Below are 15,025 nucleotides of genomic sequence, written 5' to 3'. Positions count from 1 at the left end.
TTATCCGTTAGCGCAGCCGCGTGCTCAGCCAGTGCATGGCCTGCCCCTCGTCGTCAAACAAGCGAATGTCGTAGGGCCGCGCGGGGTCCGTGCTGTAGGCCACGTGTTTCTGGTGCTCCGGGTCAGTGCGGTATAGCTCCGTCAAGGACGGCGAGCTAAGCACCGCCATCCGCAGCCGGTGGGGGCTCAACCGCGCCACCGCCCCGGGTAAAATACGTGACTCACCCAGGCACTCAGCGCGGCCGGGGCTGCCTCCCGGCGGCGTACGTCTAGCAGCCAGTCGGTGCAACGGCTCGCCTCGGCCGCGTCCAGCATCTGAGCGTAGTCCGCTTGCACCACCTCCACCGCCGCATGGGTGTGCCACCGCACGACCAGCACGTTCAGGTCCGGACGAAAGGTAATCGTGCGCGTAGGCAGGCTGAGGGGAGAGTACATAGCAGTAAAAGTACGCGGGCCGGGAATTGAAGGCCAACCTTTTTCAGCGTCTCCGCGGGGACGTCTACCGACCTAGCAGTCGCCTTGGTCGATTTATGCGCCCCTTTTCCATTAGCGCGCCGGTACCAGCCCCAGGGGCGGCGGTGACCTTGTATGGGGCGTTCGCGTACACAGGCTCCACCCCCGCCCACCCCCATGTTGCCGTCCTCAGAGTCGGCGCTGCTCGAGCGCCTCTACGCCCGCGATCCCTCCGCCATGGTCGACTTCTACGACCGCTATGGCGCGGCGATGTACGGCCTGCTGCGGCGCCTGCTGCGCGACGATGCTCTAGCCGAAGACCTACTGCAGGAAGCGTTGGTCAAGATCTGGCAGCAGTTCCCGACTTACCAGGCGGCCAAAGGTAGCCTATTCACCTGGGCCCTGACGCTATGCCGCAACCTGGCCCTGGATCAGCTGCGCAGCCGCCGCGCCCACCAGGCCCGCCAGACCCAGTCCCTGGAGGGCAGCCCCGCCCTGGCCCACGCCAGCGCCGGTTTTCAACCCGAGCATGTCGGGGTGCGAGAACTGGTCGCCCAACTGCCGCCGGCCCAGCGCCAGTTGCTCGAGCTGCTCTACGTCGAGGGTTACACCGTGCGCGAGGCGGCGCAGGAACTGGAACTACCTTTGGGCACGGTCCGGACTCGCACCCGCGCGGCCCTGCGCAGCTTGCGCCACGCGGCTGGCCAAGGGGGCTAACGGGTATGCCGTGGTCGGCAGCATCACCAGCCGTAAGTGGAAGATAGGCAGCCGGATGGGTAAGCGCGTGGGTCCGTTGAAAGGGGTGGACCTGAGTTCTAGGAGGAGCTGCTGGAGCGACGGACCCAGCGCATCTGCTGGCGGCAAACCCAACAGGCGGTCATAGCTCCTATCTTGCCGTCCCTAGTGCCGGCGTTTGAGCGCCCGTACACCAGTCTTTATTCTCCCCACCTTCCGCTCTTCTTATGCCCTCTCCTTCTTTCTACCCCGCCACCCTGCTGCTGCACGGCGGCTCGGGCCGGCTGCATCCCCCCGGCACGCCCTTTCCCCAGCAGGCCGCCTACACCCGCACCCTAAGCGAGGCCGCCCACGCGGGGTATGCCGTACTTACTAGTGGCGGCACGAGCCTGGACGCGGTCGAAACCAGCCTGCAGCTGCTCGAGGACTCGCCCTTGTTTAACGCGGGCCGGGGCTCAGTGTTCTCCCGGGCCGGGGTGAACGAGATGGACGCGGCCCTGATGGACGGCGCGACGCTGCGGGCCGGGGCCGTGGCAGGGGTGCGCACGGTGAAAAACCCCATCACGGCCGCCCGCGCCGTGCTCGAGCGCTCGCCCTACGTGCTACTCACGGGGGCCGGGGCCGACGAGTTCGCCGCCCATATGGGGCTGGAAACGGCCCCTGCGGCTTGGTTTCGCACCGAGGAGCGCTGGCAGCAGTGGCAGGCGCTGCAAGGGGGCGCTGCTCCCGGTTCGACGCGCTGGGACGTTGACCTCCCCGCCACGAAGTATGGGACCGTAGGGGCCGTCGCCCTCGACCAGGCCGGCCACCTGGCGGCCGGCACCTCCACCGGGGGCATGCTCAATAAGGCCTACGGTCGGGTTGGGGATTCTCCCCTGATTGGGGCGGGCACCTATGCCAACCACGGCTGCGCCGTGTCCGGCACGGGCCACGGGGAGTACTTCATCCGCCACGCGGTCGCCCACGATATTGCCGCCATAGTGGAGTATACAGGCTTAGGCGTGCAGGAAGCGGCGCAGCAAGTCATCGACAAAGTAGCCCGGGCGGGGGGCGAGGGGGCGTTATTGCCCTCGACTGGCAGGGGCACGCAGCGATGCCCCACAGCACGGAGGGGCTGTTTTGGGCCTTGGTCAGCGCCGATGGCCGGGCCGAAACCAACGTCTGCCATATGATCATTGAATAACGGGGTCGGCTGGGCCCACGAAGCTTTCCGGTGGTCAAGCCTGACTGCAAAGTGGGTAAAACCAGGCCGTTACTTGCGCCAGCCAAGGATAACACACAGTGCGGGCAAGCACGCCGGTAGCTACGGCCCGGCCTCCGGCGCCACCTTATCCAAGGCGGGGGTGAGTTGCTCGGCTTTGATAAGCCCGGGCCAGCGCCCGCGCACCTGTAAGTGCTCATCCAGGAGCACGAGGGTGGGATAGGCTATCTGTCCGCGCTCGTCGCGGGCCAGGGCCAGGGCCAGCGCATGCACCCCGCGGCCGGGACCCGTGGGCTGAAACGTGAACGTGTGCCCCAGCAACCGGACCGGCTCGGGGCTTTCCGCGTTCAGGGCCACGGCGTAAAAACGGGCATTCAAGCGGTCGGCTACGCGTTGATCCTGGAAGGTCGTCAGCTCCTGCAACTTGCAGTAGCGGCATGAGGGCGTGTAGATGTTTACGAGCACGGGCCGGGGCCGTACCCGCAGGCTATCGGCCAGGTCTTGGGGCGCGAGCCAGCGGATAACCCCAGGCTTTGGCGGGTGGCTGCTGCCTAACGTTAGCAGCAGCGACAATAGAAGGAAAGCCCGGAAGGGAAGCAACATAACCCGAGGTTCTGTCCGTCAACACACGGGGGAGCGGTAGCCGGCGATAGCTTCCTTACCGCTTAGAGGTAAATAAGTTTAGATTAGCCTAAATATTATTTACAAATAGCCTAAACCTCTTTCATTATGCTTTTCACCCGGTGGTAGTAATTATCTTCGAATGACTACCTGGTCAAAGGCTATGCGGGTTCCAGTCTTCACTCCGGGCACCCTAGCTGCCGCGTCCCCCAGCCATTTCCAGCCTAGGGCTGGAGGCCAGCTTACCGGTTCATCTGCTTGATACCCCGTCCTTCGGACCCTGCTTCGCGTACTAGTTGGAGCCGTACCGGGGTGACCGTTTGCCTGGTATAACAACCGTTATAACAAAAAGCATAGCATATGACACAGGTAACCAGTGTAGAGCGCGCGGCCGCGCCGTGGGAGCGGGTGAGCGACGGGGTGGACAAGCAGGTCTTACGGGCCGAGGGGGCGACTCGCGGGTACTCTTGCGCCTCGCCGCCGGGCAGGGCTACCCCGTGCATGCGCATGCCGTGCCCGATGAAGTGTTCGTGGTAGAGGGCACGTACGTGGACCCAGGAGTAGCGTAGGAACGCGTGTTTGGGCCAGGCTCCTATCTGTATTATCCGGCCGGCACCGAGCATCAAGCCACCAGCCCCACGGGCTGCACGATTCTGGTCTGGAGCACCAAGCCCCTGGTACCCGAGGCGGGCTAGCCGGTTAGGCCGCCAACGGAAGCGAGGAAGAAGCGTAGGGTAAACAGGCTCCGTTCTTTATGCAGGAGTTATTTACTAAGAGCTCCCCGCTTACTCCTCTTTTCCCTGCTTTCCCGCCATGATGCCCAAACTGCTGTTTTTCCTCGCTCTAACCTTGCTCCCGGCTGCTCCGGCCCCACCCCTGACGGGTCCTCAACTGGTGCAGCAGTCCATTGCCTACCACGACCCGCAAGGAAAATGGCCTACGTTGCGCACGCGGCTGTTTTTCCAGTCGACTTCGGCCGCGGGCCAAGCCAGCACCTTTGAAGTGGAGCTGGACAATGCCACCGGCTATTTCTGCCACATCAGCCACCCCGGGGGGCGCGAAGTCGTCAAGGGCGTGGTCAACGGGCAAGAGGTCCTACTGCTCGATGGCCAACCCCACTTCACCGCGGCCGAGCAAAAACAGTATCGGCTGGTGGCCGGGGCGGTGCAGGCTGCGCGCAACTTCTACACCTATCTCTACGGCCTGCCCATGAAGCTGCGTGACGCCGGCACGCGGGTGGCCGCCGAAGCCCCCAGCAATCGCTACGCGGCAAGACCTACCCCACCGTACAGGTCAGCTACGACCCGGCCGTGGGCCAGGACACCTGGTCCTTCTACCTGGACCCGCGCACCTCTGCGCTGCGGGCCTACCGCTTTTCCCACAATAAAGAGCCCAACGACGGCGAATACGTGCTGCTCGACCAAGAGCTGACCGTGAAGGGGGTCAAGCTACCGAAAACGCGCAAGTGGTACCTGAATAAGGACGACTCCTTCTTGGCCACGGACTTGCTGCTCAAAGCCGAGCCCTTGACCAGCCGCCGACTACCGACGCCCGGGCCGGTTGGGGCAACCAAAAACTAGGAGACCGCCAGAGGCCCGCTCACGTGGTGGCCCTGCGTCAACGCCCACACCGCCAGCGCTCCCGGTAGGCGCATTCGCCGGGAGCGCCGCTCTTGTTCGGACGTAGCTACGGCCTAACCGGTGGTTAGTTGCCGCAGCACTTGCGCGGCCGCATAGCGTCCCGATTCCACCGCCCCGTCGAGTCGTCCCCACTCGCTGACGGACGTTTCGGCTCCGGCCCAGTGCAGCCGGCCCGCCCAGGCCGGCTGCCGCAGCAGCGCGGGGCCCTGCAGGGGCACCGACCGGGGGGCTGCTCGTCGCCCGGCCCGCTGGTAAGCGGATCCCGGGCCCAGTCCCACTCGTGGTAAGCCAGCGGGGCGGCGGCCGGGGCCCCGAAGAGGAGCTCGAGTTGGGCGAGCACCGCTGCGCGCCGCGCCGCGAGGGGGCAGCGCGCAGCGGATGGGGCGCGGCAAAGAAGCCGAACAGCGCGCCGGGAGCCCCACCTGCAGGCGAGGCATCGTGCACTTCCGTCAGCGGGCCGGTCTGGCTGACGGCAAACCCCGACCAGCCCTGCGCCCGCCAGAAGGGCTGCTCGTACACCACCACGCTTTTCATGGCGTGGCTCATCCAGGTCGGCACTTCCCGCAACGTCTGCTGCAGGGCCGCGGGCAGGGAGGGCGTAAAGGAAATGCACTGCGCCACCAGCCGCGGAGGCAGCGCCAGGACCACGGCCGCGGCGGGGTATGTGTGCGTGGCCACGCCCTGCTCCACCTGAACGGCTACTCCTTGGCCGGGAACCAGCAGCCGAAGCTGCGTAACGCGGGTGTTCAGTTGCAAACATTCCGCCGGCAGCCGCCCCGCCAGGGTGCGGCAGAGCACCGCTGCCCCGCCCGCGAAGCGCCGATAGCCCGCCGAGCCGGCCGGCTGAGCCAGCCGGTGCACGCCCTGCCGGGTCTGGTAGGCCGTGGCCCCGGCACTGGGCTGCCTAAACGAGGGGATACCCAGCTCGCCCAGCAGCTGTAGCAGGTACGGATGGTGGGCCCAGCCCCAGGTGGCGCCTAGGTCGAGTAGGTCATTCTCTCCCTTCGCCGGCAAGGCTGGAACAGCCCAGGTCCGTCCGCCAACCCGGTCCCGGGCCTCTAGGATCCGAACCGGCATGCCGGCGGCCAGCAGAACATGGGCCGCGGTCAGGCCAGCGAGCCCGGCCCCCACGATGAGCACGGGCTGGGGGGCGGCAGCGGGAAACGGAAGAGTAGAGGTCATACGCAGCAAAAAGCCGGGTCGAAGGTACGGCTTCCCGGTGGACCCGCCCACGTCGCGCCGCGCAGGGCCTGGCCTCCTGGCAAGGGGAGTCTAAGGACCCGACAGGAGAGGGTCAGGTCCTGAAAAGTTGGTTAGCATAAGGGCCGTGGCTGTTGCAAAACGCCCAACGGTGCAGGTCTTACGTCGCCTCAGCGACGAGAAGAGGTTAGCAAGCCCCAAGGGAGGTCCCTGGTTGACAGCGGATGAAGCCTGAATAGCCGGTTGGCAGCCTACAGCCAGACTTTTGCAACAGCCACGGCCCTTCTTGGACAGCAATAAGTCTGCAAGGAGCACCTTATCCACACCAGTCAGTAGCTGTCAACCCTAGCTTGCCGCCACTCCCCTCTTTTATACAAGCCAAAGGTTAAGCGCTACTAGCTCGCGCCGCCGCGCCGTGAAGCAAGGGATGAAACCCAGACTAGGCAAAGTCATACTTAATATTATTAAATCATTTCTTTATATTGTTCTAGTATTACATCTTTTGTTTCGGTTCCTTCCCAGCCTATCGGTTGGCTGGGCTAACGTCCTGGCTCGTGATGAACCCCCCTGCTCTTCTGCACGCTTCCGCGCTTCGACGGAAGCATTTGCTCGGTTGGACTGGGCTGCTGCTCCTGCTGCTGCTGGCCGCTTCCCCAGTCCGGGCGCAAGCGCCGCCGTGGGCCACGGCGGTGGCCCTCAGCCTAGCCCCCACCCCGAACGGCTTCTCCCAGGTCCAGGCCCTAGCGCTCGACGAAAGTGGGAACGTGTATTTGGCCGGCTCGTTCGCGGGCACGATTATGGTGGGAGCGACGACGTTGACCAGTGCGGGCGAGGAGGATGTGTTGGTGGCGAAGTGGAACAGCGCGACGAGTAGCTTTAGCTGGGTCCAGCGCGCGGGGGGGAGTACGGGGACAGGGCGATGGCCCTGGCCGTGCGGGGGGCGGAGGTGTATGTCACCGGCTACTTTGGCTTTTTGGACTTTCCGGTCGGGACGTCGACTGCCCGCTTTGGTCCTGTTGCGCTGACGAGCGCCGGCGGCGGGGACATTTTTGTGGCCAAACTCACGGAGGCGGGCAACAGCAGTAGCTTTACCTGGGCCGAGCAAGCGGGCGGGCCGACCGATGATTGGGCGCTGGCGCTGGCCCTGGGCGAGTCCGCGGTGTATGTCACTGGCAGCTTCGAGGGGTCGACCGCCCGCTTTGGGAGTAGCAGCCTGAGTAGTGCCGGCGCCTCCGATGTGTTCGTCACTAAGCTAACGGATAGTGGGCCCAGTGGCCGCGTTGCCTGGGTGCAGCAAGTCGGCGGGCCGGGAAGCGATATTGCGCAGGCGCTGGCTGTCCGCGGATCCACCGTGTATATCGGGGGTGGGTTTACGAGCACGCCGGCCCGCTTTGGTACTAGCAGTCTGAGCAGTGCCGGCTTCTCCGACGTATTCGTCACTAAGCTCACGGATGAGGGACCTAGTGGCCGCTTTATGTGGGTGCAGCAAGCCGGGGGGGAGTCGTTTGATGCAAGCACCGCTTTGGCCGTGCAGGGGGCACGGTGTATGTGGCGGGCGTGATCGGTGGCCCGGCCGATTTTGGTCCCATCCCCCTGCTTAGCCCGCCGAATACGGGCACCGGCTTCCTGGCCACGCTCCCCGATGGCCTTCCGCTGGCTACGGCCGACGCCGACCCAGGGGCCGAGGCCCTGAGCCTGTACCCCAATCCGGCCCAGGGAAGTACGACCGTGCGGTTGCCCCCGAGCCGAAGCCCCACCACGCTCACCCTGCTGGATGCGCGGGGCCGGGTCGTGTGGACCCGTACGGTGGCCCCCTCCGCGAAAGCCCACGCCACTGGGCTAGACCTGCATAGCCTCGCGCCCGGCATCTACGCCGTGCAGATTCAGACAACGGGCATCCGCGCCGTGCGCCGCCTAGCCCGGCACTAAGCCCGGGTTGTCGGTCGCCCGGGCCTCCTCACGCAAGCCCCCGGCACGCCTCCGACAGAAACAGCCCAGCACCTGCCCGGGTCCGTTTTTACGGGCGCCTTATTGCTGGCAGTTCCTCTTTCAACCGAACCGCACAAACCCTAGGAAGCTCCACAGCTTAGCTACACCTTGCTCCCTGGCCTGTCCGGATACTTCTTCCGGCAGCATCTTCTGACTGCCTACTTTCCATTCACTTACCCCCACGTTAACCCATTCCTACGATGAAACGCTTAGTACACGCTCTGTTCTTCTTGGCCAGCAGTCTGCTGCTTCCTTCCTGTGACCTTTTGGAAGACTACGGGCTCCAGCCCAAGCCGCGGCTCACCGTGTACCGGGGCCCCTCGGTGAAGGTCGGCAACGGACAAGCCACGGCCTGGATCTCCGTCAACGCCCGGCAGGAACCAATTGAACTAGGGTTAGAACTCACCAATGAGGCCCTATACAACTTGCCCCCGACCAACTTTGGCGTGGATGAAATACCCCTGCCGGAGCAGGCCAAAGCGCTTACCCCCTTCGACCATATTCAGCTGGGGTGGTCGGCCCAAGGCCATCCGGTGCAGGGTCCGAATGGTCCGATTCCATTTGGTCCGCACTATGATACGCGCTTTTACATGACCTCGCGGGCCGAACGGCAGGCCATCCCAGCCGGCGCGGATCCCACTGCCCGGTTTAACGTGCTGCCCCCCGCCGGCTATCTGCCCGCCCCGTATCGCGCTGTCTTAGGGGACCTACCGGGGTTAGGCCGGCACTGGGGCGATGCACAGGCGTTCGCGGGCATGACTCATACCATGGTGTTAGGGACGTATAACGGCCAGTATACGTTTATGGTCCCCAACGTGCTCCTCGAGGAGCTGCGCAGCGGCAACCGCACCTCTACCCCGTTTGCGCAGCCTCTCTACTTTCAGGAGACCAACACGTATTATCCCACCACGTATAATATCTATGCCACGGGGACAGCGCCCCAAACCCACCATATCACGTTGAGCGGGTTTGTCCGCCGCTGACCGCGGGGTTCTTCTGGCCGGAATTATCCGAAGGAAGGGAGCAGTTCCCTCTCTGTTAATGCTCCTTCCCCTTCCGCCAGTAACGGTAACGCACACGCTTCCGCTTCTTCCGCAGCGGCTGGGCCGGTAGGCTGGTTGCGCGCGCCGGAAAGGGCACTAGCGCTGGCGTAGCGAGCCGAAAGGTAGCCCCCAGAAAAGGAGGCCCAGTACAACTGAACCTCCTTGCTATCCCAGGCTGCTGATTAGGGCAACCGGTAGTAACGTGGTATCACCACACGCGCAGTCGTTACTGTGCCCGCCGCCAGCCGACGACAGAAGAACTCGCCCTTAGGCAGGTCCGCGCGCGACAGCTCTACCTCTTTCTCTTGCTCGGCGTCCGTCGCTTAGTCGAAGCGGGGCGTGACCAGGCGGCCGGCATAGGTATAGCGGTGCAGGTGGGTACGCCCCGCCGACAAGGAGGCCTTTCCTCAACACCGAGCTAGGCGATGTTGTAGGCACGGCTAAACAGGATTTTAGGGGCAGTAGGGAAGCTCCAAACGCTCCACCTTCGTCTTGTTTTCGTCGCTAAACATAAGAGTAGTGGCTGTTGCAAAAGTCTGGCAGTAGCTGCAAACAGATCAGTGAGTCCCCTCGGCAGCCAACAAGGAACGCTCCTTCAGTCTTTTTTGCCGCTAGTTGTCGCCAAAGCAACCTCATGGATTCCCTGTTGGGTGTTTTGCAACAGTCACAGTAGTTATACCCGCCGTCTGGGAAAAGTGGTAGATTTAGATCGCCCAATGGGAGTATTAGAAAATATGGTTTATTACCCATGCAGCCTGTAGTTCCCCTCGCTCAACGCTTGTGGAGTCCGTGGAGTTTGCTGCTGCTTGTGAGTGCGTTTATGGCCGTGATGATGAGTTTGGTCCAACACAATAGTTATCACGCACGACAAGTAGCGCAGGCAGGTCAGACCGTATCCGTTGACGTGGTAAGTAGAAATATGGGGTATAGCAATAAGAGCAAACGCTATTATATCCACTTTTGCTACCATGGCCAAGCGCACTCTATTCTCGTTACTCGGTCCTACTGGCAGCAAGTGAGCGGGCGCCGTGCTATCCCGCTGTTTCACTCTGCCGCTTATCCTGACCTCTTCGTCGCGCCCGGATCCTTTGATCTGCAGTCAGGAGAGTGGACGTCAGGGTTTCTCCTTATCGGCTTATTCCTCTCTGCGGGTGCCTATAGTGGGTGGAAGCTGGTCAACAATGAGTTGTAAACCGCTTTACTCCTCACCATAAGGACCGATAAGCCCTTCTTATCAGTCCTTATCGCGGGTAGTTGATCAGGGCTTACGCATCAAACCTAGCGAAGTGCCTTTGCGGCGCTAGTGCCGTTTTACCATCAGCTATAGCATTCAGGTTTTCGAACTCAGTATGCTCTCACAAGCTAGAAAAGAAGTCTAGAATTTTTGATGCGTACGCCCTGGTCCATACACGGGGATAAGCCAGTATTGGTGCAGCAGGTGATACCCTACGCTGCACCGGTTGGGATCAACAATTGGATTGGCCAGCAGGTGGTCGAAGTCTATCAGGATCCCTGCCAGCAGCAACCAGGTGGCTCGCTTGAATATTGACTGATAGAACAACCACGCAATAGCCAATGGAACAACCACAGGCAGCACCATATGTAACAGGAAAGCGCCGCTCATGCCAGTACTTTTGCCTATCTAGGAAATGAACTCTAACTGTTTGCCCTTGCCACCATACTTATTAGAAGTTCGTGCTTACTGGCAAGGAAACTTGGACTTTCTCCCAAGAAATGGTGATTGCTCCTTCTTCGGTAGTAGTAGCATGTATCTCGTACTTAAGTCTTTCCTGGTGTTGATCAAGCGTTTTCGGCTTTACCTTTACCCGCAGAACGTCTTTTTTCTGATCATAGTCATCTGCCAGGTGTTGCTCATAATCTTTGTTCAGGATGATGGTCCACTCTTCTCTCCCCGGTATAGTGAATAAGGCATAAGTACCTGCTGCCACTTCCTTTCCGTCAATTTTTACTGCCTTATCAAACTTGACAGCAGTTGCTTTGTGTGCCCCGGTCACCCATACTTGGTCAAATGCTACTAGTCCGCCCCAGATTGTCCGATCTTTCACACCCGGTGAGTGATAGTTAATTTGCACGTTGGCCTTGCCTATCTTTCCGGTGGTTTCTGACGGAATACTTTTCTTGATGGTATCTGGCTGAGATTCCGTAGAGGCAGAGATTTGTTCCTTATCATCTGATTTTGTAGTCAGCTTGGCCTGGGTTTCATCTCTGTGTTGGCTGGGATTGTTACAGCTTACAGCTGCTACAACGGCCAAAGCACCTGCCAATAGGGTTAAATATGTTGTCTTCATTATTTGTTGATGGTTACCAAAATATTCTCCAGGTGAATGTCTGAAAGTTTTTTAAGGCTCTCGGTTAGAAAAGCTTTGTCCAAGTGTTCCAGCGAAGCGGTGTCAGACAGGGGTTCAAAATTTATATAATCCTGAAACACCACGCCGTTGATTTCCCTGTCGTTAAAAGCTTCCCTGAACCGCAGCCCTCCTCCATTGACTTTATAGCTATAGGCCAGATAGTGTACTTTATATGTTTGGGGGTGTATCCAATACACAAACTCATCATCAAAATCAATTCCTCCCCCTTCCGGGTTGAACGTTACCTTAATTTTATGGAAAGGAATATTTTTCAGCATAAACTGCCCCAGGTACTGTTTGTGGACAGAGGCATCGTTCAGACCATAAGGCAATAAGGCAAAATAGATAACAGAGTTTACAGAGTTTGAGTAGGCCAGTTTTTTATCTTCTGACAGGTCAATCCTTTTGCCATTGACTTCACGGTAAAAGCCGTTGTTCTGCAGCACGTCCTTCACATGGCCAGAAGAATCTCTAAAAGCTCTTGTATATGTAAAAAAGCCATCATTTCTAAAAGCTGTATACTGCCTTTCTCGGAAGGTGAAGCTAACCAAGATTTTATCAAACAATTTGCCGCCGTGAGCTTTTATAGATAAGTCTACCACCTCCTGGGCTTTGCTTTTAGCCTTTATTGAAACGGGTATTTTATCGACTCCCTTCTGGCACGAAAGAACCGCGACGGCGTGTATTACAGCCAAAAAAATTTTACAACCTTGAAACCAATTATTTCTCATAAAACCAGCTAATCATTTTTTTATTTTTCTAAATTCCCTTTCCTGTTGCAAGGAGAAGGCACTGAAACATCGAAAATGTGACCCCTAGAAAACCATATTCATCCTTGACACCGAAAAAGCTTTTAAAGCAAGTTTCCCAAGTTGCCTCGCCTTTCTAATCCAAAATGTGCAGCATCCACAGGAAAGCATACAATCGCTATTGGTTGAGCCGAATGGCCATCCCATTCAAACTTCATTCGGTTTGAAAAATCTATACTACAATTCGTTGGGTCAAGACAGGTATCGAGACTGCTGGGGACAAGATGGTCCAAATCGTGTTTACGCGAGCAGCTATACCAAGAAATACCTATACCCAGTAGGCAGGTAAGAACGAGTTTCCTACTACCAACCTTTCGGACTGCTATTCCACCTTTGCTCATCTCTTGTAGCCTTGTCATCACCTGCCTGTTGTTCCAGTAACACTAGGGTGTCCCCTCGAGCTGCCGCTGCCTTTCCTGCCCCACGCTCCACAACTCGGCAATAGGAACCACGCCCCGCTTCGTTTTGCCCACGTTCTTCCCCTCCTTGGTGAAGAGAAACGGGTAACAGGCGATCTCTTGGCCCCCCGTCACTTTATTGATTTCTTGCTGCCAGCCTTTCCAGCGCAGACGGCGATAGTACCCCTGCAGGTCTCCCGAGAAGCAAAAGCGTAAAAACTCCGAGTAGGTCTTCTCCGTGGGTTCCCAACGGAAGGCATCGGGGGCGAAATAGAAGACTTTACCCAGCGATTCGGCGCCGAAGGCCCCGCCATTGAGGGCATAAAAGCCCCCGAGCACATCGTCGGCAATCAGCAGCATGCCCGCTGGCTTGCCTTGGTTCCACCCCATCAGGGTCCTATTCAGGGCCGGACGGCCCGAGCCCAGGATCCGGAGCCACCCGCCATCCACCAGCAGCCCCCGGTTTCATAGATGATAGCACCCAGGGGCGAGCGCGTGGTGACTTGCGCCGCTAGCAAGGTGCTATCGGCCCGCGCCGGGGTTTTGGGCAACACCTGCACCGGGTTTTTAGCTTCGCGCAGCCACTGCGCAACGAGCGCCCACCCAGGCTCTTGCTGATTGAGTAGCTCCGCTAAGGGACGCGGGGCCGGGGTTTGAGCAGTGAGGCAAGCGCCAGTAGAGAGCAGCAGAACCAGACTAAGCCAGAAGCGAGAACTAGAGGGAGAAATACGGGCCACAAACTAAAAAGAAGGAAACGACCACCCAGCCAGCATCGGTCGTCTGCTAGGGATACGATATCGATAAGAGGGGATGGCCCGCCCGAGCGAAAAGCAAGGTAGGCGATACGTGTTCTCCTCTTCTCGCTTAGGCCGATCTAAAACTAGTGCTTCAAACTGGAAATGTGCTAATCTTGAGTGCCCAGAATGGTGCTAGGAGCTAATAATTATTCCAAGTCCACTCTTATAACTAACATTACGTCAAGAAATTATTCCGCGAAAATACTCGAGCACTGTCGCTGCTTTTAGTCTTCAAAAAATCAATTTACTTATCAGCTCGAGTTAAGTAGAATATCGTATCGGTGGGGTTCACCAATTGTAGCGTCTTGTATCCCTTTTTAGAGAATCGCACCAGAATATCAGGGCACTCAGGCACACAGCCACCAAATTCCCCTGTTACATCAAAGGCACCATGAGGATCCGAGTATTGTGGGTCATTTGAATCGAATGATCCCAACGCCATAATATGTGGATTGAAGGTTTCACAGCGGACTGAGTCGAGTGGAACCTTCGTCTGTTGATCGAGCACAACTCCACGAACATGCCGATATCCTTCACAACCAACTAAGCAAAGGGTAGCACAACAAGTCAAAAAGAAAAGAGTGCGGTGCTTCAGAAAGTAGAGCATAGCGTCGCGGCAGTATGATTTTTTAACTGGATCTAATGACACAAAAGGGTGTTTTGGCTGTCCTAAGGCCATGTTAATGGTCGTATAAGGTAAATTATGTAAATGACCATTTCTGAGACTGCACCATGCCTCCCAAGTGACGATGGTTCCTCCTTTTGTCTAGTTTACGGTTGCTAACCAGTAGCTGCCTCAGGACTCATACAGGCGGAAGCAGAGACTCGCGAGTACGATACTGCAAGCATAGACGGCGCTGAGTAGCATCGCCATCGAGCCCCTAAGCAGTAGAAAGTTGAGGAGCACGCCGCCGATTGCTATTGCGTTTAACAAGAGCTTAATGGCAAAGGCCGAGCGTAAGGTGTTCAGCAACCAGGCATGAGCCCACCAGCACGCCCCCAAGACCGGCAAGGAGAAGACCAAGCCAAACAGCAGGAATACGGGCCACGTTTCCCAGCCTCGGAGGCCTTCGCCTTGCACCACTCCCAGCAAGACCAGCAGGGTCGGGCCGAGCACGATGCTGGCGGCCCACCACTGGAGGGGATAGCTCGTATTAGGAGCTCTCCGTTTGGGAGGAGTACCAGCGGAGGCCGGCAAAGAGGGGGTTAGCATGGTAGCAACCAATAGATAGACCGACGAGGATAATAGTTTACTAAGCAAGAACCTCTGTTTTCTGGGGCTAGTCCTGTACTCGGCGGTAGAGATGCGCGCCTTCCTCGCCGGATAGGATCAGCACGTCCTTGTCCTTCAGGGCAAACGCAAACCGTCCCGCATAGTCTTCCTCGTACTGGATGCGGATACTGTCGCCTTGCAGCGTATAAGCATAGGATTGGAACTGGTCCGGATAATAAACCGAGTCCTGATTGATTTGAAAGGTGACATTTTCCTCGCCTTGAGCAACCCACATGCCCAACAACGGATTTGCCAACCTCGTCGCTGATGGCCGTCCGGTGGCTTCCTCGCTTGGCCTACTAAGGCCTTCTGGTCGGCCCACCTCTGATGGCTCGCGTGACTGGTCAGGCTGCTGCTCGGTATTCGACGTACAAGCGGCCAGTATTATAGCGAGTAGCGCCACAAGAACTGTTTTCATGAGGACGTGAATATATTCGTTACTAAAGAGGATACTCCGGCCCCGTCGTATGATGGCCATTATGGTAAGCGACAAAAAC

The 15,025-nt window shown here is 58.7% G+C and carries 15 protein-coding genes and 3 pseudogenes; 8 read left to right on the top strand and 10 right to left on the bottom strand.

Annotated elements, in window-relative coordinates:
• Positions 1–7: 7 nt before the first annotated feature.
• Positions 8–199: a hypothetical protein gene (locus H9L05_RS21095; RefSeq protein WP_187734487.1), complete on the bottom strand. Its 192-nt coding sequence runs from the start codon at positions 197–199 to the stop codon at positions 8–10.
• A gap of 431 nt (positions 200–630) precedes the next feature.
• Between H9L05_RS21095 and H9L05_RS21090 the strand changes: the two genes are divergently transcribed.
• A complete protein-coding gene (locus H9L05_RS21090; protein ID WP_223285018.1) occupies positions 631–1,170 on the top strand; it encodes an RNA polymerase sigma factor in 540 nt (179 codons plus the stop codon).
• A gap of 245 nt (positions 1,171–1,415) precedes the next feature.
• Positions 1,416–2,360, top strand: coding sequence for an isoaspartyl peptidase/L-asparaginase family protein (locus tag H9L05_RS21085; protein WP_317175212.1), 945 nt, complete (start codon positions 1,416–1,418; stop codon positions 2,358–2,360).
• Between the two features lie 131 nt (positions 2,361–2,491).
• On the opposite strand, the gene H9L05_RS21080 is transcribed toward H9L05_RS21085, so the two are convergent.
• Positions 2,492–2,992, bottom strand: a complete 501-nt coding sequence (locus H9L05_RS21080; protein ID WP_187734485.1) for a thioredoxin family protein — start codon at positions 2,990–2,992, stop codon at positions 2,492–2,494.
• Positions 2,993–3,408: 416 nt separating this feature from the next.
• Here H9L05_RS21080 and H9L05_RS21075 point away from each other — a divergent pair, with 416 nt between their 5' ends.
• From H9L05_RS21075 to H9L05_RS25440, 3 genes and pseudogenes are all read left to right on the top strand, one after another.
• Positions 3,409–3,579 (top strand): cupin domain-containing protein, encoded by a 171-nt coding sequence (locus H9L05_RS21075; RefSeq protein ID WP_187734484.1) that lies wholly within the window; start codon positions 3,409–3,411, stop codon positions 3,577–3,579.
• 244 nt (positions 3,580–3,823) lie between these two features.
• Positions 3,824–4,243, top strand: a pseudogene (locus H9L05_RS27075) (DUF6503 family protein); the annotation flags it as partial.
• A 77-nt stretch (positions 4,244–4,320) separates the two neighbouring features.
• A complete protein-coding gene (locus H9L05_RS25440) occupies positions 4,321–4,590 on the top strand; it encodes a DUF6503 family protein (RefSeq protein ID WP_262892725.1) in 270 nt (89 codons plus the stop codon).
• A gap of 113 nt (positions 4,591–4,703) precedes the next feature.
• Here H9L05_RS25440 and H9L05_RS21060 read toward each other — a convergent pair whose 3' ends face one another.
• Positions 4,704–5,087 (bottom strand): FAD-dependent oxidoreductase, encoded by a 384-nt coding sequence (locus H9L05_RS21060; RefSeq protein ID WP_223285017.1) that lies wholly within the window; start codon positions 5,085–5,087, stop codon positions 4,704–4,706.
• An 88-nt stretch (positions 5,088–5,175) separates the two neighbouring features.
• Positions 5,176–5,832: pseudogene (locus H9L05_RS27070) on the bottom strand (FAD-dependent oxidoreductase); the annotation flags it as partial.
• A 937-nt stretch (positions 5,833–6,769) separates the two neighbouring features.
• On the opposite strand from H9L05_RS27070, the gene H9L05_RS21045 reads away from it, so the two are divergent.
• The 3 genes from H9L05_RS21045 to H9L05_RS21035 all read left to right on the top strand — a co-directional run bounded on the left by H9L05_RS21045 (position 6,770) and on the right by H9L05_RS21035 (position 8,822).
• Complete coding sequence (locus H9L05_RS21045; protein ID WP_187734479.1) at positions 6,770–7,411, top strand: hypothetical protein; 642 nt, start codon at positions 6,770–6,772, stop codon at positions 7,409–7,411.
• On the top strand, positions 7,399–7,779 hold the full coding sequence (locus H9L05_RS21040; RefSeq protein ID WP_187734478.1) for a T9SS type A sorting domain-containing protein: 381 nt from the start codon (positions 7,399–7,401) through the stop codon (positions 7,777–7,779). The genes H9L05_RS21045 and H9L05_RS21040 overlap by 13 nt, the downstream gene beginning before the upstream one ends.
• A gap of 260 nt (positions 7,780–8,039) precedes the next feature.
• Positions 8,040–8,822, top strand: coding sequence for a DUF5602 domain-containing protein (locus tag H9L05_RS21035; RefSeq protein WP_187734477.1), 783 nt, complete (start codon positions 8,040–8,042; stop codon positions 8,820–8,822).
• Positions 8,823–10,257: 1,435 nt separating this feature from the next.
• On the opposite strand, the gene H9L05_RS21030 is transcribed toward H9L05_RS21035, so the two are convergent.
• The 6 genes and pseudogenes from H9L05_RS21030 to H9L05_RS21005 form a co-directional block, all read right to left on the bottom strand.
• Positions 10,258–10,506, bottom strand: a complete 249-nt coding sequence (locus H9L05_RS21030; RefSeq protein ID WP_187734476.1) for a DUF6122 family protein — start codon at positions 10,504–10,506, stop codon at positions 10,258–10,260.
• A 61-nt stretch (positions 10,507–10,567) separates the two neighbouring features.
• Positions 10,568–11,191, bottom strand: a complete 624-nt coding sequence (locus tag H9L05_RS21025; protein WP_187734475.1) for a DUF2911 domain-containing protein — start codon at positions 11,189–11,191, stop codon at positions 10,568–10,570.
• Complete coding sequence (locus H9L05_RS21020) at positions 11,191–11,982, bottom strand: DUF6503 family protein (protein WP_187734474.1); 792 nt, start codon at positions 11,980–11,982, stop codon at positions 11,191–11,193. Before H9L05_RS21020 ends, H9L05_RS21025 begins: the two co-directional genes overlap by 1 nt.
• 461 nt (positions 11,983–12,443) lie before the next feature.
• A pseudogene (locus H9L05_RS21015) lies at positions 12,444–13,195 on the bottom strand (DUF2625 family protein).
• 856 nt (positions 13,196–14,051) lie between these two features.
• Entirely contained in the window at positions 14,052–14,468 is a 417-nt protein-coding gene (locus H9L05_RS21010; protein ID WP_187734473.1) for a hypothetical protein, read from the bottom strand.
• A 67-nt stretch (positions 14,469–14,535) separates the two neighbouring features.
• Entirely contained in the window at positions 14,536–14,946 is a 411-nt protein-coding gene (locus tag H9L05_RS21005) for a hypothetical protein (protein WP_187734472.1), read from the bottom strand.
• Positions 14,947–15,025: the final 79 nt, after the last annotated feature.

Source organism: Hymenobacter qilianensis, from assembly GCF_014489555.1.
Classification (GTDB): domain Bacteria; phylum Bacteroidota; class Bacteroidia; order Cytophagales; family Hymenobacteraceae; genus Hymenobacter; species Hymenobacter qilianensis.
This window is presented reverse-complemented; position numbering and strand designations above follow the sequence as displayed.